The 21,362-nt window shown below is 39.8% G+C and carries 20 protein-coding genes and 1 pseudogene; 19 read left to right on the top strand and 2 right to left on the bottom strand.

Annotated elements, in window-relative coordinates; genetic code table 11:
- Nucleotides 1–10 precede the first annotated feature (10 nt).
- From ACZZZW_RS06060 to ACZZZW_RS06090, 7 genes are all read left to right on the top strand, one after another.
- Entirely contained in the window at nucleotides 11–571 is a 561-nt protein-coding gene (locus ACZZZW_RS06060; RefSeq protein WP_055909586.1) for a K(+)-transporting ATPase subunit C, read from the top strand.
- A 138-nt stretch (nucleotides 572–709) separates the two neighbouring features.
- A complete protein-coding gene (locus ACZZZW_RS06065; protein ID WP_463492572.1) occupies nucleotides 710–1,780 on the top strand; it encodes a porin in 1,071 nt (356 codons plus the stop codon).
- A 388-nt stretch (nucleotides 1,781–2,168) separates the two neighbouring features.
- Complete coding sequence (locus tag ACZZZW_RS06070; protein WP_463492573.1) at nucleotides 2,169–3,299, top strand: sensor protein KdpD; 1,131 nt, start codon at nucleotides 2,169–2,171, stop codon at nucleotides 3,297–3,299.
- A gap of 165 nt (nucleotides 3,300–3,464) precedes the next feature.
- The gene (locus ACZZZW_RS06075; RefSeq protein ID WP_463492574.1) at nucleotides 3,465–3,830 is read left to right on the top strand and encodes a hypothetical protein; all 366 of its coding nucleotides are present in this window, start codon (nucleotides 3,465–3,467) and stop codon (nucleotides 3,828–3,830) included.
- Nucleotides 3,831–4,016: 186 nt separating this feature from the next.
- Nucleotides 4,017–4,385: a response regulator gene (locus ACZZZW_RS06080; RefSeq protein WP_055909601.1), complete on the top strand. Its 369-nt coding sequence runs from the start codon at nucleotides 4,017–4,019 to the stop codon at nucleotides 4,383–4,385.
- 148 nt (nucleotides 4,386–4,533) lie between these two features.
- On the top strand, nucleotides 4,534–6,318 hold the full coding sequence (locus tag ACZZZW_RS06085; protein ID WP_463492575.1) for an ATP-binding protein: 1,785 nt from the start codon (nucleotides 4,534–4,536) through the stop codon (nucleotides 6,316–6,318).
- A gap of 180 nt (nucleotides 6,319–6,498) precedes the next feature.
- Complete coding sequence (locus ACZZZW_RS06090; protein WP_055909604.1) at nucleotides 6,499–7,041, top strand: DoxX family membrane protein; 543 nt, start codon at nucleotides 6,499–6,501, stop codon at nucleotides 7,039–7,041.
- 127 nt (nucleotides 7,042–7,168) lie between these two features.
- Here ACZZZW_RS06090 and ACZZZW_RS06095 read toward each other — a convergent pair whose 3' ends face one another.
- On the bottom strand, nucleotides 7,169–7,807 hold the full coding sequence (locus ACZZZW_RS06095; protein WP_055909606.1) for a hypothetical protein: 639 nt from the start codon (nucleotides 7,805–7,807) through the stop codon (nucleotides 7,169–7,171).
- Between the two features lie 221 nt (nucleotides 7,808–8,028).
- Between ACZZZW_RS06095 and ACZZZW_RS06100 the strand changes: the two genes are divergently transcribed.
- From ACZZZW_RS06100 to ACZZZW_RS06155, 12 genes and pseudogenes are all read left to right on the top strand, one after another.
- The gene (locus tag ACZZZW_RS06100) at nucleotides 8,029–8,823 is read left to right on the top strand and encodes an SDR family NAD(P)-dependent oxidoreductase (RefSeq protein ID WP_055909609.1); all 795 of its coding nucleotides are present in this window, start codon (nucleotides 8,029–8,031) and stop codon (nucleotides 8,821–8,823) included.
- Between the two features lie 404 nt (nucleotides 8,824–9,227).
- Complete coding sequence (locus ACZZZW_RS06105) at nucleotides 9,228–9,761, top strand: DinB family protein (RefSeq protein WP_055909612.1); 534 nt, start codon at nucleotides 9,228–9,230, stop codon at nucleotides 9,759–9,761.
- 197 nt (nucleotides 9,762–9,958) lie between these two features.
- Nucleotides 9,959–10,324, top strand: coding sequence for a DUF2200 domain-containing protein (locus ACZZZW_RS06110; protein WP_055909622.1), 366 nt, complete (start codon nucleotides 9,959–9,961; stop codon nucleotides 10,322–10,324).
- Between the two features lie 16 nt (nucleotides 10,325–10,340).
- Nucleotides 10,341–10,538 (top strand): annotated as a pseudogene (locus tag ACZZZW_RS06115) (helix-turn-helix domain-containing protein); the annotation flags it as partial.
- An 812-nt stretch (nucleotides 10,539–11,350) separates the two neighbouring features.
- Nucleotides 11,351–13,231, top strand: a complete 1,881-nt coding sequence (locus ACZZZW_RS06120) for a SusC/RagA family TonB-linked outer membrane protein (RefSeq protein WP_463492576.1) — start codon at nucleotides 11,351–11,353, stop codon at nucleotides 13,229–13,231.
- On the top strand, nucleotides 13,228–13,710 hold the full coding sequence (locus ACZZZW_RS06125) for a TonB-dependent receptor domain-containing protein (protein ID WP_463492577.1): 483 nt from the start codon (nucleotides 13,228–13,230) through the stop codon (nucleotides 13,708–13,710). The genes ACZZZW_RS06120 and ACZZZW_RS06125 overlap by 4 nt, the downstream gene beginning before the upstream one ends.
- A 24-nt stretch (nucleotides 13,711–13,734) precedes the next feature.
- Nucleotides 13,735–14,733: a hypothetical protein gene (locus ACZZZW_RS06130; protein WP_463492578.1), complete on the top strand. Its 999-nt coding sequence runs from the start codon at nucleotides 13,735–13,737 to the stop codon at nucleotides 14,731–14,733.
- Nucleotides 14,734–14,742: 9 nt separating this feature from the next.
- Nucleotides 14,743–16,233 carry a RagB/SusD family nutrient uptake outer membrane protein gene (locus ACZZZW_RS06135; RefSeq protein ID WP_055909625.1) on the top strand — a complete coding sequence of 497 codons (1,491 nt, stop codon included), beginning with the start codon at nucleotides 14,743–14,745 and terminating at the stop codon, nucleotides 16,231–16,233.
- Nucleotides 16,234–16,239: 6 nt separating this feature from the next.
- A complete protein-coding gene (locus ACZZZW_RS06140) occupies nucleotides 16,240–17,655 on the top strand; it encodes an arylsulfatase (protein WP_055909628.1) in 1,416 nt (471 codons plus the stop codon).
- A 424-nt stretch (nucleotides 17,656–18,079) separates the two neighbouring features.
- The gene (locus ACZZZW_RS06145) at nucleotides 18,080–18,235 is read left to right on the top strand and encodes a hypothetical protein (protein WP_157255418.1); all 156 of its coding nucleotides are present in this window, start codon (nucleotides 18,080–18,082) and stop codon (nucleotides 18,233–18,235) included.
- Between the two features lie 7 nt (nucleotides 18,236–18,242).
- Entirely contained in the window at nucleotides 18,243–18,857 is a 615-nt protein-coding gene (locus ACZZZW_RS06150) for a GNAT family N-acetyltransferase (protein ID WP_463492579.1), read from the top strand.
- Between the two features lie 249 nt (nucleotides 18,858–19,106).
- Nucleotides 19,107–19,982, top strand: coding sequence for an alpha/beta fold hydrolase (locus ACZZZW_RS06155; RefSeq protein WP_055909631.1), 876 nt, complete (start codon nucleotides 19,107–19,109; stop codon nucleotides 19,980–19,982).
- A gap of 88 nt (nucleotides 19,983–20,070) precedes the next feature.
- Here ACZZZW_RS06155 and ACZZZW_RS06160 read toward each other — a convergent pair whose 3' ends face one another.
- Nucleotides 20,071–21,186 (bottom strand): acyltransferase family protein, encoded by a 1,116-nt coding sequence (locus ACZZZW_RS06160; RefSeq protein WP_055909634.1) that lies wholly within the window; start codon nucleotides 21,184–21,186, stop codon nucleotides 20,071–20,073.
- Between the last annotated feature and the right edge of the window lie 176 nt (nucleotides 21,187–21,362).

The raw sequence follows: 21,362 nt of genomic DNA on the forward strand, positions 1-21,362 counted from the left end.
TTTTAATAAAATGAAAAAGTACATCATTCAATCTATCCGCTTAACCCTTGTGCTATTGGTACTGTTATGCGTAATATATCCCATCAGTGTGGCCTTTATTGGTAAAATGTCTAAAGGAAGCGGTGGAGGAGAAAAAATCACTAAAAACGGTAAAACAGTGGGTTATGCATTACTGGGCCAGTCGTTTACCAAGCCAGAATATTTTTGGGGAAGGCCATCAGCAGTGGCTTACAATGCAGCTGGCTCTGCCGGATCTAACAAAGGTCCATCCAATCCTGATTATTTAAAAGAAGTACAGTCGCGTATTGATACATTATTGAAGTACAACCCAGGTATCAAAAAATCAGATATTCCTGCCGATATGGTTACTGCATCAGGTAGCGGGCTCGACCCAAATATTTCTGAGCAAGGTGCAGCCATTCAGATCCAACGGGTTGCGAAAGCCAGGAATATAGATGAGAAAAAAGTAAAAGAACTTATCGCGATGAATACCCTTAAACCTTTTATGGGCGTTTTTGGCCCTTCATCAGTAAATGTGCTGAAATTAAACATTGCACTTGATGAACTTTAAATAATCCACGAACGTCATTTCGACCGTATTAGAGAAATCTTTTGAATTAGATCGCTCTATTTCATTGCATTCATCCGATAGCTATCGGACCGAGATGACGCTCACATTAAACTTTACTTAATAAAACAATCAGATAAAATGAAAAAATTACTATTACTAGCCGCTACACTTACTACGGGTTTCTTCGCGAAAGCACAGGAAGAACCAAAAATTAAAGTAACAGGTTACCTCGAAGCTTATTACGGATATGATTTTAACAAACCAGCCGATCATAACCGCCCGGCATTTATTTATTCGCATAACCGTGCAAACGAAGTGAACCTTAACCTTGGTTTTATTAAAGCAGCTTACGATAGTGGCAATATCCGCGCTAATTTAGCGGTAATGGCCGGAACCTATACCAATGCAAACCTTGCTGCTGAGCCTGGTGTGCTAAAAAACATATTTGAGGCCAACGCTGGAGTAAAATTATCCAAATCAGAAAACCTTTGGATTGATGCCGGAATTTTCTCTTCTCATATCGGGTTTGAAAGTGCAGTTTCAAAAGACTGTTGGGTGCTTACCAGGAATATTTCTTCAGAGAATACGCCATATTATGAATCTGGTGCTAAAATTAGCTATGGAACAAAAGATGGTATGTTTTCTGCTACAGCACTTTACCTTAACGGATGGCAGCGTATTACACGCCAAAATGGAAACAATAAACCTGCCGGCGGACTTCAGCTTACTTGGAAACCAACCGATAAAATTACCGTTAATTATAGCAATTATCTCGGAACTGAAGGTGCCGATTCGGCCCGGGTAAACAGGTTTTACCATAATATTTACGGCATTTTCCAGGTTACTGATAAATTTGGCGTAACAGTCGGTTTTGATTATGGCACCCAACAGAAAGTAAAAGGAAGCGATGATAAAAATGAAGTGATTTCGCCAGTTGCGATTCTTCAATACAAATTTGCACCTAAATGGGCTGTAGCCGGAAGATTTGAGTATTATGAAGACAAAAACGGCATTTTTATCGCTACAGGAACAACAAATGGTTTCAAAACCAAGGGTTATTCATTAAATCTTGATTATGCGCCAATAGCAAACGCTGTAATTCGATTAGAAGGAAAAGCTTACGATAGCAAAGACAAAATATTTGCAAGAGAAAATGCTGCGGTAAATGCAAATGCTACCCTTACGGCAAGCATAGCAGTTTCGTTTTAGCATTTAATAGCGTCGTCATTTCGGGCAGAGCGTGTTGGAGTCGATAAGTCTATTGTAGATCTTTCCGTTCCGTTGCAATCGGTCGAGATGACGGCTATTTTAAAAATAATTTCTCTAATCGTCAATTGTAACAATGCATCCTTATATAGAAATCATCTTCAGCCTGTTTTTAGCCATTACTGGTATGTTAATGATCAGAAAATTGAATGCGTTAAAAAGGAGCAAGGCATCTCATCTCAAAAAAAGTTATACGGCGCATAAACATGTTAATTTGCTTGCCAGGAAAATTTCATTCAGGTTTAAGGTTATATTGTTTACCCTTGTAATAATTGTTGCCTTCAGCATATTAATAGAAAAAGGAATTGTAATAGTTACCTGGTAAAAGATTATGGAAGAAGAACAAAAAGAAGAATCGGTTAGGCACTTTTTGGATCTGGTAAAAAAATCCAGGCGCGGGAAACTTAAAATCTACATCGGTATGAGTGCCGGGGTGGGCAAAACGTACCGCATGCTTCAAGAATCACATGCGCTGTTGCGCAACGGAGTTGATGTTTGCATCGGTTATGTAGAAACCCATAAAAGAGCAGAAACAGAAGCGCTTGTTGCAGGCCTTCCCATTATCGCACGGCGAAAAATATTTTATCGGGGCAAAGAAATAGAGGAGATGGATCTGAAAGGAATTATAAACCGCCATCCCGAAATCGTTATTGTAGATGAACTTGCCCATACCGATGCCGAAGGCAGCAAAAATACCAAACGCTGGCAAGATGTTTTCGACCTGCTCGAAGCAGGGATCAGTGTAATATCCGCAGTAAATATCCAACATCTCGAAAGCATAAATGAGGAAATTGAACAAATTACCGGAATTGCCGTTACCGAACGCATTCCCGATAAAATATTGGAACTTGCTGATGAAATTGTAAACATCGATCTCACAGCTGATGAACTGGTTACCCGGCTTAAAGAAGGGAAAATTTATGATCAATCTAAAATTGAAAGGGCATTAGGCAATTTTTTCCAGTCAGACAAAATTCTCCAACTTCGCGAACTTGCCCTTAAAGAAGTTGTGCATCAGGTAGAACGGAAAATCCAGACAGAAATTCCCAAATCAATAAAACTCCGGCCCGAGCGATTTCTTGCCTGTATTTCTTCCAATGCAGAAACAGCTGGTGTGGTAATCCGCAAAACAGCAAGATTGGCTTCATACTACCGTTCTCCGTGGATCGTATTGTATGTGCAAAGTGATAATGAAAGCTTGGAGCGCATTAAGCTGGATAAACAGCGGCACCTTATCAATCATTTTAAATTGGCAACCGAACTTGGTGCAGAAGTGATTAAAGTAAAAAGTAATGCAATAACCAAAACCATTATCGATGTGGCCACCGAAAAAGAAGTTACCACCATTTGCATCGGCAAGCCACACCTTAATATTTTCCAGGTAATTCTCCGTACCGCAGTTTTCAATGGTCTTTTGAAAAATCTGGCCATGAGGGATATCGATCTCGTTATTTTATCTTAAAACCCTTAATTATTGATCGTTAGTGAAAAGTCAAACTCATCACGATATAAAATTGCTGTCCGCTAACACTAAAATTGATAAATGCTACGGCATTAAGTCTTTCTCAAATTAATCAAAACTATATCACAGCAATTGGGTTCAAATAATAGGACCTATGGAATTGATATGGAAAAAAAAGATACTAGAACACATTTGATTAATGCAATTACGACTGCCGGCTTACAAACTGCTGCTAAAAAATTTGGTGCATCTGCAAGTAAGGCACAAGTTAGAAGAGGCATTTCGAAAAACATAAGTTTAATTGACGAACTTTTGCACCTGGTATTGGTTAAAAGTAAAGATTCTTCTAAGCGTGTACAGAGAAATATAGAATTTGCAGGCTTGGGCATTATCGCTGCACACTCCTTTTACCGTGGTTTTAGAAAGAAAAAACGTTTAGCAATTATTGAAGGGGTATTTTTAACCGCTGCACTTGGGGGTGTATTATTGGCTACACAGTTTAAGCCTGCAAAAAGAGCAATCGGGAATTAATCACGCTTTTTTACTATCGTAAATAAACCACAATTTCATTCAAAAAATGGAAAATTCGCTTAGCGTTTAGCTGTTTTTTTTAATACCATCATTTTTTGTACTCCTATAGTGTAACAGCTAAAACATTATCTGGCAAGTGTTGTTACATTATCACTGTTTAGTTAAACAAATAAGGGTGATATAGTTATGGGCAAGAAAATATGTTTGTTGGAAGATGATGAGGGCATACGTGAGATTATCGAAATGATACTGACCGATGAACAATATGAGGTTTATGGATTCTCGAACATAAAAGACTTTATGGCCTTTAAGGATAAGGGGAAACAGGATTTGTACCTTCTCGATGTTAGGTTGCCTGATGGGAACGGCTTACTGGTATGCGATGATTTAAAAAATGACGAGGCCACTAAAAAGATACCCATTATGATGATGAGTGCCCATGCAGGCCTAAATGAAATGAAGCGCAACTGCAAAGCTGAAGATTTTATTGCCAAACCTTTTGATATTTTTGATTTGCTTAAAAAGGTAGATTATCACCTTACAAATCCTCACTAAATAGATCTCGTACAAGCCTTAGGAATATTAATTGATGTGCCAAACATTTGTGTCGCCTGGCTGTTACAATACTAGATAAATCATAATATTATTTTTAATAAACCCTTCACTTAAAGGTAGTTAATTGCTTTAAAGTAAAATTATAACAATGGAAAATACGTTCGGAAAGAATATTATCCCCGATAATGATGTCGAGCGTGTTGAAGCCCTCAAGCGCTACAAAATTATAAATACCCCACCAGAGCATTGTTTTGATCATATTGCGGGTTTGGCTACTCAAATATTTAATGTACCCGTTTCTTTAATCTCACTTGTAGATGCAGAACAGGTTTATTTTAAAGCCAATGTTGGTATGGGCAAGGCAACCACATCTCCAAGGGGCGTAAGTATTTGTTCACTGGCTGTTTTAGATCCGGAGGTTACCGTTTTCGAAAATGCACCACATGAGCCATGTTTGCTTACCAACCCAAATGTTGCAGGCAGTTTTGGTTTAAAATTTTATGCAGGTGCACCATTAACTACAGCTGATGGTTTTAGGATTGGTACTTTATGCATTATAGATAAAATACCCAGAAAATTTGATGCGAACAGCAGAGCCATTTTAAAAAGCATGGCTAAAATTGTGATGGATGAAATTGAATTGCGCCTTTCTTCTATCAGCGAAGTAGAGTTACAGCATCAGTTAATGGAAGAAACTACAGCTTCAAATGAAGAATTGCTGGCTTCTAATGAGGAGTTAATCCGCAGTCAGATAGAAGTGGGAAAGCTAAATGCCGAATTATCTGAAACTAACAGCGAAATCCGTGCTGCAAATGAAGAATTGCTCTCCGTAAACCACGCCCTCAAGGTTACGCAAAACAGTTTATTATTGGTAAACGCAAAACTGGCAGAAAGCGAAAACCTGAAAAATATGGCAATCGAACAAGCCGATTTAGGCATTTGGTACATCGATGCCGATACAAGGGCATTTATTCCTTCGCCACGCTTAAAGCAGTTTTTTGGTTACCATGAAGATGAAACAATGCCTTACGAGGCTGCGGTTTCTCAAATTAGAGAAGATTATAGTGCCAAGGTGGTAGAAAAAATTAACGAGGCTTTTCTTAATAATGAATCCTACGATCTTGAATATCCCATTATCGAATTCAGGAGCAAAAGGCAACGCTGGGTAAAATCAACAGGGAAACTGAACCCTGCCGAAAAGGGAAGAAAATCATATTTCTCTGGTACTGTATTGGATATTACCGAGCAAAAAGAAAACGAACAGCGCAAAAATGATTTCATCAGTATGGTAAGTCATGAACTTAAAACACCGCTTACCTCAATGGGTGGTTATATCCAGGTGTTACAAATGCGTGCCGATAAAAATAAAGATGGCATGAGCGGGAATATTCTGAGCAGGGCTTATATTCAAACCAAGAAGATGAGCACCATGATAGATGGTTTTTTGAATATGAAAAGGGCCGATACAGGAAAAATACCCATCGACCTGAAATTATTTGATATGGCCGACTTAATTAAAGAGGCCGAAGTAGAATCGCTAGCCACCATCTCATCCCATAATATTATTTTTGCACCTGTAGAAACTACACCTGTTATAGCCGATAAAGATAAAGTTGGGCAGGTAATTACCAATCTGATCAACAATGCGGTAAAATATTCTCCACTTGGCTCTACCATTAATGTAGCCTGTATCAGGGTTAATGAAACTGCACAGGTGAGTGTAAAAGACGAAGGTATGGGTGTGTTGCCAACAGATCAGGATAAATTATTTGATCGTTTTTTTAGGGTAGATAGTAAGCAAATGGCCAATATCAGCGGTTTTGGGATTGGGCTTTACCTTTGTGATGAGATTATCCGTGGCCATGGAGGAAAAATTTGGGTAGAAAGCGAATTAGGAGTTGGCTCAACTTTCTATTTCAGTTTGCCACTTTAAAACAAAACGACCCATAGCCTCCAATCTTTTTATATAAATCACATCTTCTATTCTCTACAATAACTGGTATAGCATTTTAGCGATTAACCATGCTTTAACATCATAAACGAGTAGGTAACCCCTTTTGGAAGTAAACTCAATGATGTTAATCGACGTATATTAAGGTCTAAAACCTATAGCATGTTCAGTATCCTCAGAATAACAGAATCAAGAATTGTAGCCTGGAAAGCACGGAACGGCATTAATATTTTGCGTATATGTCTGGGTATTATATTTATCTGGTTTGGAATGCTTAAATTTTTCCCTGGCATGAGTTCTGCAGAAGAAATTGCAGGGCGTACTATACTCAAACTTACTTTCGGGGCCATCAAACCCTCCATTTCCATGCCTATATTAGCAATTTGGGAATGCGTTATTGGTATTGGCTTAATTACAAAAGCCTGGCTTAGACTAACTTTAATTTTATTGTACATGCAAATGGCTGGTACATTTCTTCCGCTAATTTTCTTCCCTCATGAAACCTTTCATCATTCGATACTGGTTCCAACACTGCTGGGGCAATATATTATAAAAAACTTTGTATTGATTTCTGGCGGGATTTTAATTGGTGCAACATTAAAAGGGGCGAAGTTGGTAGCTAAAACACAATTAAATGAGAAGTCATTAAAACTCGAAAAGCGCTTTGGTAGAATCAGGCGTATCATTAATCTACAAGCCATTTGAACTTTGATTAAATTATTTTGCAATAATTAAAACAATAAAAAAGGTATCGTGTTATATCAATACATCTACCGTAAACATTTACAAAACAGACTTTGCTCAGCAAGGTCTGTTTTTGTTTTATAACCAATTAAGCTTTTAATTCCATTATAAAAATATACCCTTGGGCAGAGTTTGTTTGCACATTAACGATATAATTTTTACCATTATTTCTAAATGCATATACGGCAAAAGGTTCATCATCAGAAAGTGCGAAAGTATGCCCTTTGCCGTTCCAAATGTTTCCTTTCAATTTTTGCCTCAAAGCCTCATTCGCAGTATCGTTGGCAGGATAATTTCCACTGTATAACTGTTTCGCCCCTATTTTACTTATATAGTCAGTTAACTCCTGATTAAAAAAGCGTTGATTAAAATTCTGACTTTTTTCATCTGCAAAAGCAATAATACCAAGTTTCCCTTTGGTGGTGTAAACGCCAGTGCCAGTATAGTTTTCCAACATTTCATTTTCAAAAACATCAGTCAGCCCGGCTTTTTCATCTACAATTTTTATACCTTCCGGAGCTTTAAAAAAAGGAAATTCGCCAATTTCTTTAACCTCAGGAATAGTTTTCCAGTCGATTTCGGTAGCGGTAACACTTCCGCTGGTTTTTGATGGTTCAGTTTGACTGGTTGTGGTACTATCTTTAAGATTTACTTCTGCTTTTTTCTCTTTGTTGTTACAAGAGGCCATAGCTACCCCTAGGGCGAGAGCGATTGCTGTTTTTTTCATAAATAGATTTGATTACGTTTTAGCTATATGTTTATTATAGCCAGACTCTGTGTTCAAAAATGATGCCCGGATTGCTTTAACGATTATTCATTTTTAGCATATTGAAATGACACATTTTAAGCAGAAAATTGTTCAGTTTGTATTGCTTAAAGCAACTAAGTTAAAAAGTTTTACATGCCAAATGGCAGTTAATATTATGATTAACATTTTAAAAATTAGAAATGGATTTACAATTAAAGAATAAAACAGCTTTTATAAGCGGATCTACCGCTGGTATTGGATTCTCAATTGCCGAAAGTTTGTTAAAAGAAGGCGTAAAAGTAATCATAAATGGCCGTTCGCAGCAAAGTGTAGATGATGCAGTTAAAGCATTGGAAAGTATTGCAGGCAGTGAATTTATTTCGGGTATTGCTGCTGATTTTTCGAGTGCCGAAGACGTAAACAGGCTGATTGCAGCACTTCCTGAAATCGATATTCTGGTTAACAATGCTGGAATTTTTGAACCCAAAGCCTTTGAAGAGATAAGCGATGAAGATTGGTTCAGGTTTTTTGAGGTAAATGTAATGAGCGGCATCAGGTTATCCCGCGAGTTGTTCCCTAAAATGTTGAAGAAGAACTGGGGCAGAATTATTTTTATTTCAAGCGAATCGGCTGTGTTTATTCCGGATGAGATGATCCATTACGGTATGACCAAAACTGCCCAGCTGGCGGTAAGTCGTGGCTTGGCAGAATTAACCAAGGGTACAGAAGTAACTGTAAATTCAATTTTGCCAGGGCCAACAAAATCAAAAGGAGTGGGTGGTTTTATTGAAGATTTGGCGAAAAAGGGAAACATTAGTATAGCAGAGGTAGAAACCGACTTTTTCAAAAATATGCGGCCTACTTCATTGTTACAGCGCTTTCTTGATGTAAGCGAAATAGCGAATGCCGTTACTTTTTACGTAAGTCCTTTAGCTTCTGGCACCAATGGCGCAGCCATTAGGGTAGAGGGTGGTTTGGTAAGATCGATCTTGTAATATAATATTGTGCTGAACATGGTGAATTATCTTTAGGTACTTAATATCTAAGGCATTTCGCTTGGTTCAGCATGATGATTTGTTGATTCTTTTACAATGCCTTATCTCAGTTGAAAAAGAAGTTAGCAATAAATAATCAAAGATTTGTTTTCACTTGCGTTTCTTAATGGTAGACGAAATTTCTCACAGGTTTTGTTTATATTTGATTATCAATTTATAAGCTATGTTGTTATTCGCAGTTCCGTTATATTTTATTGCATTTTTCGGCTGGATGATTTATGCCGCTTTCATCAAGAAAAACCTTAAACAAAATATGTCTATGGTTTATTTTGGAGGCACATTTAGCGTAATCTGGTTGCTGATAATAACGGTTTCCTACCTATAAGGCAATATTTATTTAAGATATGTCGCAAAAGTTAGAAGTTTGGCAAAGAGGTCCGCTGCCAGAGTTTAATCCATTACTACAGCCTATTGCTCATGCATTACTGCAAGCCAGAGAGGAGATTAACGAATACATGGATGGTTTTCCGGTAGCTTTACTTTGGGAACGCCCGGCCGGAATGGCTTCTACAGGTTTTCATCTTCAGCACTTAAGTGGCGTACTCGATCGGGTTTTTACTTATGCAAGGGCACAAGGGCTTTCCCAATTTCAGTTTGCACAATTGGCAGAAGAAGGTAACGATGCGGCAGATCCATACACTGTGGCCGATTTGGTAAACCGTTTCAGTAATCAGGTCGATTTAGCCTTGGCGCAGCTAAAAAATACAGATATATCTACCCTGCCCGATTTTAGAGGAGTGGGCCGTGCAGGCCTCCCTTCAACTGTAATAGGTTTGTTATTCCATGCAGCCGAGCATACCATGAGGCATGTTGGTCAGCTAATGGTTACCGCAGCCGTGGTTAAAAAAGACTATTATGTTGGTTCAGAGCGGGCTTAAACTGCTTTTCAAATAATGTTTTCCTGGTGTTGTAGGTGTCATCTTTTTTTTTGGAAACCGGAAAGACAGGTGCGTTTGGGTAATAATTGCTATTATTCATCAATATGAAAGAATGCTAGATTGATTTATCCTTCCTAAAAATAAATGTTAAATTTGGTATCGCTATAGGCAATAAGGTTTAACATTAGCATATCCATATGAATACTTCTGATACCCACAATGAGCGCATTGCAAAAATGACATTTGCTTCAGTTTATCCTATGTATGTGGCAAAAGTGGAGAAAAAAGGCAGAACAAAAGAAGAATTAGATGAAGTGGTTACCTGGTTAACAGGTTTCAACAAGCAAAAACTCCAGCAGCTTATTGATGAAAAAGTAACTTTTGAAAGCTTTTTTCAGCAGTCAACATTAAATCCTAATGCATGCCTGATCACCGGATCAATTTGTGGGTACCGCATTGAGGAAATCGAAAATATTTTAACCAAACAAGTCAGGTACCTGGATAAGTTGGTTGATGAATTGGCAAAGGGCAGAGCGATGGAGAAAATATTACGAAAGGCATAAAGAGTATCGGTAAAGTATTTTAACGGGGCAGAGCACGCAACAGCATGTGCACAATAAGCTTATTGAAAAAGCCAAAGAAAAATTATCTACTTCAAATTTATCAGTCAGCGAAATTGCCTATCAATTGGGTTTCGAACATTCGCAATCGTTTAGTAAACTGTTTAAAGCAAAAACGCAGCTTTCGCCACTGGCGTTTAGGGCAACTTTTAATTGATTAATACATGAAATGGTATGATCAAAGCTCATTACGATGGGCTTTAGTTTTAACATCATATTGGTAATGCCCGCTTATTGCAGATCGGATAAATGGTTTGACTTTTTCCCTTCGTTAATTACTTTCCCAATCTCCATCACTTTTGCAATACAATCCATTTACTGAATATTTTTATCAATAGAATAATTATTGAGCATGCAAATCGTTATGCCATCGTTGCCGGAAGTTCAAAAATTATCAAAATCGTAAATTTTGTTAAATGTTTGTAGGGCATGTTAAGATAATATAATTTTGTCTACTAATAAGATAGACTTTATATATTATGAATCCCGAACCACTCCTTACTCCCTACCATCTGATACCAAAAATTTGCTACAGTAACCGCTGTAGTTGTTGTTGAATTAATCTTTTCTCTGGCAGAAAGCTTCTCGATAGATTTTTTTTTTAACAACTCATATCGAAAGTGAGGTTACGGCACGGCAAATTTTCCTCATCATCAATATTTGCTATATGATCTTTGCATTAAACAGCAAAACATAAGCGTAGCCATTTACCTGGTTATACATATGAAGCAGGTAAACACAATATGAGGTAGAAAAAGAAGCTTACCAACAGCGCAGCGTTATAATTTACAACATAGGGGAAATGCATTTCTGCACATTCCTCACATTAAACCATTTAACCGGAGATCAATTGGCGTTGCACCCGGTCTATTTATTCAATGATCATGCTAAAATTAAGAAAATTGCAGGAGTTTTTTCATCCCATTAAGCCCATTGCAATTTTATAATTGGCATAAACCAACCTTAATTATGAAAATAAGCGGAATGTTCTGGAAGGACTCGCATCACAAACCTTTGTTAAAAACACTTTTTTTACCAGGTTTAACAGGGTTTTTCCTGTTTTCCTCCATTTTACCTGCTTCGGCAAATAAAAGTATTAAAGAAACACATGTTAAGCTACCTGCGCACCCGAATAGCCCCCAAACTGCAAACCCACCAGTGTACAGCACTTTTGGTGTGCTAAATGTTGTTCATCAGCGATGGAATGCCATTACAATTAAGGGAAAAGTGACCGACGAAAAGAACCTTCCGTTGCCGGGGGTAAGCATACGTATAAAAGGAACTGCCCAGGCAGTATCTACCAATCCTGATGGCGAATTTCAATTGGTTACCGAGGTAAACCAACCCACATTAGTTTTTACCTATGTAGGCTACAAAACCCAGGAAGTGCTTTATAAAGGCGAACAACTTTTGATTAAGCTCGATCCCGATCAAAGTAAGCTAGATGAAGTGTTGGTAGTGGGTTACGGAACCCAGAGAAAAAGTGATGTTCTCGGTGCTGTGGCTAGTTTTAATGCAAAAGCTGTAGAAGAAAAGCCGATATCGAGGGTAGAGCAGGCACTTATCGGCCAAATGGCTGGTGTGCAGGTAAGGCAGCAAAGCAGCACACCCGGTGCAGGCCTAAGCATTCAGGTACGTGGGGCAGGTTCCATTACAGCAGGTAACGAACCCCTGTATGTTCTGGATGGTTTCCCGCTTGATGTAGCCAGTCAGAATGCCGCTGGCGGAATCTCCAACAGTCCGCTTGATAACCTTAACCCTAACGATATTGAAAGTGTACAGGTATTAAAAGATGCTGCTGCCGGGGCTATTTATGGTTCACGTGCGGCGAATGGCGTTGTGATTATTACCACCAAAAAAGGTGTGGCGGGTAAACCCCGAATCACTTTAAACGCCAATGCAGGCATCAGTTCAGTTGCCAGAAAAATCGATATGCTCGATGCTGATGAATGGGTGGCCCAGGCAACCGAACTGGCCAACGCGGCATGGGTAGCATCGGGTACGGGCAGAACAGCCAGCCAAAGCAATGCAGAAAGAGCTGCTATTTTAGGTTTGGCCGCAGGCACAATAAACACCAGTTACATGACGGATCCGAGGTGGGCACAGCCCGGGCACCCGGGGCTTGATTATGTAGATTGGCAGGATGCAATTTTTACCAGTGCACCTTATCAAAACTATGAGGTTTCGGCAAGTGGCGGATCGGAAAACGTAAACTACTTTATCTCCGGTAATGTACTCAACCAAAATGGAACGCTGATTAACTCCAATTTTAAAAACTATGGTTTAAGGGCCAATGTAGAAGCCAATGCCAGTAAAAAACTTAAGTTCGGAATCAATCTCGCGCCATCTTATTCTGTTAACAATGCGCCACCGGGCGAGGGTAAAGACAACCAATTGATGAATGCCTTACAAATGGTACCCGTTGTAGAAAGTACGGCAGGATTAAATTCCGGTGCTTATGGTTACAGCACCTACACCTGGGGTAGCCCAAGGATAATCAGCCCATATGCTTACCTGGAAACAGCCATTAACAAAGTGAAAACTTCCAGGCTGCTTGCTTCCGTATACGGAGATTATCAGATTATAAAAGGCCTGTCGTTACGCTCGAGTGTAAATTATGACAACCTGGACAGGAACACTTCAAAATACACATCCGATCAGGTTACTGTAGGCGCAGCATCAGCTTTATTAACCAACCCTGGCTTATACTCAACCGGTTCTTATGCGGTAATCAAAAAACAAAATTTCCTAAACGAAAACACACTAAATTATAGTACACAATTGCTGGTGTACACAAAATTTCGGCCGTTGCAGGGGTATCTTACAATATTGTACATACCGAGGGCGTGAGCCTTGCAACAGCAGGTGGTTTTGCAAATGATATCATTAAAACCCTAAGTAATGCTATTGCCAACTCGGCAGGTGTTACCACCACAGGAACATCAACCGCGGCAAACAGTACGCTTTTTTCTTACTATAGCAGGTTGCAATATGCTTTTAAAGACCGCTACCTGTTATCAGGTACCATCAGGAGGGATGCCTCTTCAAAATTCGGTACCGAAAACCGGTGGGGTACCTTTCCTTCGGTATCTGCCGGATGGAAAGTTTCAGAAGAATCTTTTCTTAAAGATGTTAAAGCCATCAGCGAACTAAAATTAAGGTTAAGCTGGGGTAAATCGGGTAACAACAACATTGGCGATTATAACGCCATAAGCACACTTATAAATGCCAACTATGTATTTGGCGGCAATACGCCAACAACAGCCACCGGGCAGGTGGTTTCGGGCCTTGCCAACAAAGCACTGAAATGGGAAACATCCAACACTTAAGATCTTGGTTTAGACCTCAGTTTATTGGCCAACAGAATCAATTTTACTTTCGATGCCTATCATAAAAAGAATACAGATTTATTATTAAACCTGCCGGTACTCTCTGCAAGTGGTTTTAGCAGCAGCTTACAAAATATAGGCGCAGTTGTTAATAAAGGTTTAGAGTTTGGGTTGAACACCGTAAACGTAAAAACGGCCAACTTCAGCTGGACAATGAATGCCAACATTGCCTTTAACAAAAATACGGTAACCGATCTTGGCCCTACACATGCTGATATTGAAATTGCCTCTGCTTACAGCGGGAGCAATGCCCCATATCTGTTAAGGGAAGGGCTGCCTGCCTTTAGCTATTACATTACCAAAACGGATGGCATTTTAACTGCTGCTGATGTTGCCAATCCGGCGGTGGCAAAAGTATCAGGACAGAAAGCTGGAGATGCAAAGTATGTTGATGCCAACGGTGATGGAAAAATAAGTGCTGCCGATAGGGTAGTGGGCGGCCAGCCTTCTCCGAAGTATACCTGGGGCTGGACAAACAATTTCAAATATGGCAACTTCGATCTTGGCGTACAGCTGTATGGCCAGCATGGAGGTTCGATACTTTCGTACCTGGGCAGGGCAATAGACTTTTCCGGAAGTACAACAGCTAATGTACTTGGGGTATGGAGAGACCGCTGGAGGGCGGCAAATCCAAATCCGGATGCACCAAGAGGTAAACTGGGTGCAACTTATACCTATCCCAATGTAACTTCAGATTGGGTATACTCCAGCGATTTCTTCAGGGTACAAAATATCACCTTGGGTTATAACCTTAAAGGATTGATTAAAACACGGGGCATCTCATCGGCAAGAATATTTGTGGCGTTAGAAAATTATTTCAGTCATGATAACTACAAGGGTGGGGCCAACCCCGAAGCGCAAAATACAAATGTAAGCGGCGATGCCAGCTACGCAATATCGGGCGATTACGGTTCGGCGCCATTAAGTAAAACAGCATCAATTGGTATAAATATTGGCTTTTAGTAAAATAAGATGAAAACGAAAATATACTTAACCCTGTTCTCTGCAATACTGTTGTTAAGCAGCTGCGAAAAGGAATTAAATCAAACACCAGAATCGAGTTTAGCCACCGATAATTTTTTTACGAACAACAACGACTTTCTTCAGGCCGTAAATGGTGTGTATGCACAATTGAGTAATTACCCAAGCCAGGCCTTATGGTTAGGTGAAATGCGGAGCGATAACTTAAATGCCACATCTGACGGTAACCGCGATTGGGACGGGATTAATAATTTTACACCAAGCATTACCACAACGGGCTTTATCGCAACCGCATGGAAAGCAAATTACAATGGCATATACAATGCAAACACAGTACTTGCAGCATTAGAAACCAAAGGAAGCGTGCTTACCCCTGCAAACGCCACCAGGTATGCAGCTGAAGTTCGTTTTTTGAGGGCTTTTTACTATTTTTCCCTCGTTCGTACCTTTGGGCAGGTGCCCTTAATTGCAACGGTTAAGAGTGCAGCAGAAGTAACCAGTATTCCCCGAAGCCCGGTAGCTGAAGTGTATGCGCTGATTGAATCGGACCTGCAATATGCTGCGGCCAACCTGCCGGCCACCTTTACAGGTGCCGACCTTGGAAGGCCAACCTCGTATGCTGCAAAAGGCTTATTGGGCTTGGTTTATTTAACCAAATCGGGTCCCACTTATGGTATAAACGGACCTGGCCTTAACAGCAACGAATATGATAAGGCTGCGGCCCTGTTTGATGCGGTACTTACCGGCAGCCCTTATAGTTTTGCCCCTAATTACGCTTCCATCTTTTCGTATACCAACGAAAACAACAGTGAAGTGGTGTTCGATGTGCAGTTTGCATCCAGTTTAAACGGAGCTGGTTTTCCTTCACATCTGGTACCTGTAGCGTATTGGACGGGCAACGGAATATCCAACAGCTTTGGAAATGGTTATGGTGCCAGTACCTTTCCGGTGGCCAAAAATCTTGTTACTGCTTACACCACCAATACGGTTAGCGGAACAGATACGCGGTACCCATTTAACGTAGCCACAACCTATACTGCGGGGCCTTTTATTAAAAAATATATCGATGTAGCCAAAAAAGGCTTGTCTGGCAAAGATTGGTCTGTTAACTTTATCGTACTGCGTTATACCGATATTTTGCTTATGAAAGCCGAATGTATTTTGCATGGAGCGGCAGGCACGCAGAGCGATGTTGATGCAGCGGTTAATAAAGTTAGGGCCAGGGCAGGTGTAGGTGCATTAACTAATGTAACCATACAGACTTTAATGCAGGAGCGGCAGAGAGAATTTTTGGGCGAAGGCCTCCGTTGGAACGATCTTGTGCGCGAAGGACTTGCCGTTACACAGATGAATGCCTGGAGGGTGGCCGATGGGATTGCTAAAATTAATGAAATTGTACCCAACTATGTAATTTATCCGGTACCTGCTGCAGAAATTCAGACAGCACCTGGCCTATATATTCAAAACCCGGGTTATAACTAGTGTATTATGAGAATTACAAGTGTTGATTTTAATAAAATGACCATAAGAAGTTTAATCATCATCAGCTTTTCGCTGCTTTACAGCGGAGCAGTTTTTGCCCAGCGAAAGGCGGGACAAAGGCCAAACATTGTTTTTATTTTGGCCGACGACCTGGGTTATGGCGACGTTGGTGTGTACGGGCAGAAGCAGATCCTGACCCCTAATATTGATAAGCTGGCCAATGAAGGCACGCGGTTTACCGATTTTTATGCCGGGGCACCGGTATGCTCGCCCTCTCGCGGATCAATACTTACCGGGCTTAACACCGGGCATGCCACCATTAGGGGCAATGCAACCGAGCAAGGCGGAATTGCAGGTAAGAAAGGTAAAAATGTAGTGTACAGGGCCAACCTTACCAAAGATGATTATACGATAGGAAACCTGATGCAGGATGCCGGATATGAAACTTCACTCGTTGGAAAATGGCATGTAGATGGTTACGATTCGCTTGCTACACCTTTACAAAGGGGCTTTGATCAATTTTCGGGCTGGCTGATTAATATTCCTTCCACCTACGCCAGCACCTATTGGCCCGATCACCGTTACATCAACGGAAAACTTGTAAACGTGGCACCAAATGCCGATGCAAAAAAAGGATACTATGAAACCAATATGTGTACGGATGAAGCATTGACCTATCTGCAAACGCAGAAAAACAATAAAAAGCCTTTCTTTTTAATGCTGAACTTCAACAATCCGCATTCGCCGCTTGATGTGCCAGACCAGGCCATTTACAAGAATAAAAACTGGCCGGAAGATATGAAAACCTATGCCGCCATGGTGTATTATTTAGATCAATCGGTAGGAAAAATAAAAGATTACCTGGTAAAAAGCGGATTGTCGGAGAATACAATCGTGTTCTTTGCATCTGATAACGGGCCAAGATCGGAGCCAACGAGCCAGCTCAAAGCGGTATCAGAATTTTTTGATTCGAACGGTAAGCTTAAAGGCTACAAAAGGGATATGTATGATGGAGGAATCAGAATCCCGTTTATTGCCTGGGCACCCTTTATTAAAAACGCCCCGAAAACAAGCGATGTACCTGGATATTTTCCTGATATTATGCCAACGTTTGGAGAAATTGCCGGTAAAACCTCCGGATTCCGTACAGATGGCACCAGTATCTATCCGGTAATGAAGGGAGCAAAAGTTAAAACTGACCGGTTTTTATATTGGGAGTTTTTCGAGCTGGGCTTTGAACAGGGTGTACGGTACGGCCGATGGAAAGCAGTAAAAAGACACCATAAACTGGAACTTTACGACATTAAAACAGACATTGGCGAAACCAATGATGTTGCTGCGGCCCATCCTGATGTGGTGAAAAAAATTGAGGATTATCTATTAACCGCCAGAACTGATTCGCCTTATTGGACGGTGAAGTAAAGCATTTTTACTATGGTGAATTTTGTTATAAGCTTTGTAAAATGGTGAAGTTAACATTTTATGAATAACTTAATTTATCTCCAATAATTTCAAATTTTTATATTTGATTGTCATAGAATTATCATTTAGTATGTTTCCATAAAAATGTTTATTCGAAAATAGATACTGCAGCGAATCATTTTAAAGCAATGTAAACAACTCGTATTATGATATTGATTTTGGTATTGTTTGTATGCAAGATCGCATCAAGGTAGTGCATCTATGTGTCAGCCTAAACAACTTATAAACTGCATCTTACGCTGAAAGAAAGATTTATAACCTATTCTTTACAGCTTGAGACAGAAAAAAAATATCATATTGACAAATTTTATATATGGACTATCTTTGGCATTAGAAATAATAAAAATAACAAAAACTACGAATCATGGCAATTGCAATTAAAGTTATTCCAGTCTTAAAAGACAAGGTGGCTGCTTCGTTTGAAAAGCAAGTTTCCTCAAACTTTAACAAAAAGGCCTCTGTCGACTTTTCGTCTCAAGTTAAGTCGGCAAGTAAAATTCTCTCAAAAGCAAAGATATAACATATTAGTGGCTGGAAATTTTTTAGAAGAAAAGTGCACCTTGGAAAACTATGTTGATGTAGTTGAGAGGTGCACTTTTTTTGATTGCAAGCATCAGGATTTAAACGATTTCTTTCAAAATGATGCAAAGGCATATTATGAAAGTTTACTTGGTGAAACCTATTGTTTTACGCTTGATGAAGATCCCAAGATCATTATTGCTGCGTTCACTCTTTCAAATGACAGTGTAAACACTACTCACCTTCCTAATGCAAGAAGCAAGAAAGTTCAAAAAGATATTCCTAGAAAAAAAACAATGCGTTCTTATCCTGCTGTTCTTATTGGTAGATTAGGTATAAACGGTGATTTTAAAAGACAAGGGATAGGTGAGCAAGTCATGGATTTCATTAAGGCGTGGTTTACAGAAAGAAGTAATAAAACTGGTTGTAGATTTATCGTAGTTGACGCTTATAATGAGCCAATTCCTTTAACTTATTACGAAAAGTGTGGATTTGTTTATTTGTTTTCAACTGAAGAACAAGAGAAAGAATACCTCACTTTAGACCCCGAAGATAAACTTAGTACTAGATTAATGTTTTTTGATCTTATTGCCTTAAGAAATCTTGGATCAATAGAAGCTTAAAAGCTTAGTTTGCGTAGAAATAGCAACTTATTAACATTCAAAACTCAATATTACGCGATTTTGGCCTCCTGCAAGTTTTCGGTAGCTAAATATGCGCGATTCTGATCTCCTGCAACTAAATCTTAGGCTGTCCTGTTTAAATAATGACGCAATTCACATCTAATGTTGTCGTTTATACCGCTCACCGGATCAATAAATGTGCGCCATCTTTGTATTGTAAATAATTTCATACCAAATTTTAATAGCCTTATGAAAAGCTTATTCAAAACAGGGAATACATTTAAATTAATATTGTTAATGGCCATGGTAATGTTAACCACACTTCAATCAAAAGGGCAACAGTTAAAACCTGCCGTAAGCGGTTATGCGCCGGCAAACGGCTTAAAGGTTTATTACGAAGTTTACGGAGCAGGTAAACCGCTGGTATTGTTGCATGGCGCGTTTATGACGATTGCCACCAACTGGGGCGAACTTATACCCGAATTAGCCAAAACCAGGAAAGTAATTGCTATAGAAATGCAGGGCCATGGGCACACACCATATTCAGACCGTAAATTAAACCAGGTTACTCTGGCCAGCGATGTTGAAGCGGTATTGAATTATTTGAAAGTGGATAGTGCTGATGTTGTTGGCTATAGCATGGGCGGAACCATTGCTTATCAGTTTGCTACACAAAGTGCAAAGCGTGTAAATAAACTGGTTATCATATCATCTACCTATAAAAGCACTGGTTGGCTGCCCGAAGTAAACAATGCATTTAAAGGGCTTAAACCGGAGATGTTATCAAACACACCAATGAAAACTGCTTATGACGCGGTAGCACCCGACAAAACTAAATGGACAAATTTTTTAACGCAAATGATTGCGTATGCCAATGTGCCCTTCGATATGGGCGACGACAAGCTTGCTAAAATTACCTCGCCCGTACTCATCATTGCGGGTGATAATGATGGCCTTGATAAAATTGAATTAATTAGAACCTACCGTTTGTTGGGTGGTGATAAATTTGCCGATATGGGTGCGATGCCAAAAGCACAACTGGCCATTGTGCCGGCGCAGGGCCATGTAAGCCTGATGATGCAAACCAAAACAATACTGGCTTATTTGGATGGCTTTTTAAAGTAAACACAAAAGGTGGCCATATGTAAAGAGCATAATGGCCACCTTTTTCAATAAAAACCCTACAGGCAGGGGTATAAATGAATTGCTGTAATTAAGCCAGCTTTTTTTGCAGCCATTTGCGAACAGGTTCATCATACCATTTTAATGCTGCATAAGCTAAGGCAATACCCCCAACTAAAATAAGCAGGGCATATGGCCAGGCCTGCGCAAGTGTAACGCCTTTATGGTTGCTGATCCAGGCCACGTAAAAATAAACCAATGGATAATGTACCAGGTAAAGCGGGTAAGAAATATCGCCCAAAAATTTACATATTTTACGTTCCCTTTGTGTTTGCAGCAGTCCGCTGGCACCGATGTATACAATAAGCGGGAAAACGATGATGATGCAAATGGATTCATATACCCCGTTCATCCATAGGTGATCGGCACCGCCAATACGTGGCATATAAAGTACAAGGGCCACTAAAAGGCTGCACCATAAAAAAGCATTTTTAATTTTGGTGGGTTTCGCAATGCGCGATAGGAGCAGGCCGGCAAAAAAAGGATACATGGTGCGGGTAAAGCCAATGCGTACCTGTTCTACATTCAACGTCCAGCCACCACTAACATCGCCGTTAGAAATGGCGAGCTGTGCCAATGCTATTCCAGCAATAACGACCAATATTGTTAACGCCGTTTTAGAAAATTTCCTGATCCACACCGCATACAAAATGTTGGCAATATATTCGAAAAATAACGACCAGCCCACACTGTTTAAAGGATGCATTTCTTCCCATCCACGAATATCGAGCGATAAAGGCACAGGCAGGATGGTATAACCGATTAACAGCACGAGCAGCATCTTCCATAATGGGATGGTATGAATAAGGGGCCAAATGGTAGAATCCGTATAGTAAAACCCGATGGTACCGAGTGTCATCCCTAAAATTACCATTGGTTGCAAACGGATTATGCGGCGTTTAAAAAAATTGCCTAAACTCATTTTCTGCCACCTGTCGTCATAGGCATAGCCCATCACAAAACCCGATAACAGGAAGAAAAAATCTACAGCGAGGTAACCATGATTAACCAATATATCGAGGTGCCCGGTACCTAAGGGTTCGGTGAGGTGAAAGGTAACTACAATAATGGCTGCAATGCCACGCAGGCCATCTAATATGGGGTAATGTGGCTTGGTGGCCAGCTCAATATTTGGGTTAGTGATCATCTGGTTTCTGGTAAAAAATTGCAATTTCTAAAAAATAACGAAGATTCGGTGCTTCGGTAAGTATTGCATTCATAATGATACATAATAAGTTAAATCTAAGTTTAGAGATTAAGAGAACGTCTCAGACCACAACCAATTTGTTTATCTTACCCGTAGGTAATACAATGAATCTAGAC

The organism is Pedobacter sp. AC379, assembly GCF_979258145.1.

Coding starts and splice junctions, on each gene's coding strand:
- ACZZZW_RS06095 (WP_055909606.1), bottom strand. CDS start 7,807: ATGAAAAAAACAGCAATCGCTCTCGCCCTAGGGGTAGCTATGGCCTCT.
- ACZZZW_RS06060 (WP_055909586.1), top strand. CDS start 11: ATGAAAAAGTACATCATTCAATCTATCCGCTTAACCCTTGTGCTATTG.
- ACZZZW_RS06105 (WP_055909612.1), top strand. CDS start 9,228: ATGTCGCAAAAGTTAGAAGTTTGGCAAAGAGGTCCGCTGCCAGAGTTT.
- ACZZZW_RS06065 (WP_463492572.1), top strand. CDS start 710: ATGAAAAAATTACTATTACTAGCCGCTACACTTACTACGGGTTTCTTC.
- ACZZZW_RS06160 (WP_055909634.1), bottom strand. CDS start 21,186: ATGATCACTAACCCAAATATTGAGCTGGCCACCAAGCCACATTACCCC.
- ACZZZW_RS06085 (WP_463492575.1), top strand. CDS start 4,534: ATGGAAAATACGTTCGGAAAGAATATTATCCCCGATAATGATGTCGAG.
- ACZZZW_RS06070 (WP_463492573.1), top strand. CDS start 2,169: ATGGAAGAAGAACAAAAAGAAGAATCGGTTAGGCACTTTTTGGATCTG.
- ACZZZW_RS06075 (WP_463492574.1), top strand. CDS start 3,465: ATGGAAAAAAAAGATACTAGAACACATTTGATTAATGCAATTACGACT.
- ACZZZW_RS06145 (WP_157255418.1), top strand. CDS start 18,080: ATGGCAATTGCAATTAAAGTTATTCCAGTCTTAAAAGACAAGGTGGCT.
- ACZZZW_RS06140 (WP_055909628.1), top strand. CDS start 16,240: ATGAGAATTACAAGTGTTGATTTTAATAAAATGACCATAAGAAGTTTA.
- ACZZZW_RS06155 (WP_055909631.1), top strand. CDS start 19,107: ATGAAAAGCTTATTCAAAACAGGGAATACATTTAAATTAATATTGTTA.
- ACZZZW_RS06135 (WP_055909625.1), top strand. CDS start 14,743: ATGAAAACGAAAATATACTTAACCCTGTTCTCTGCAATACTGTTGTTA.
- ACZZZW_RS06080 (WP_055909601.1), top strand. CDS start 4,017: ATGGGCAAGAAAATATGTTTGTTGGAAGATGATGAGGGCATACGTGAG.
- ACZZZW_RS06100 (WP_055909609.1), top strand. CDS start 8,029: ATGGATTTACAATTAAAGAATAAAACAGCTTTTATAAGCGGATCTACC.
- ACZZZW_RS06090 (WP_055909604.1), top strand. CDS start 6,499: ATGTTCAGTATCCTCAGAATAACAGAATCAAGAATTGTAGCCTGGAAA.
- ACZZZW_RS06110 (WP_055909622.1), top strand. CDS start 9,959: ATGAATACTTCTGATACCCACAATGAGCGCATTGCAAAAATGACATTT.
- ACZZZW_RS06120 (WP_463492576.1), top strand. CDS start 11,351: ATGAAAATAAGCGGAATGTTCTGGAAGGACTCGCATCACAAACCTTTG.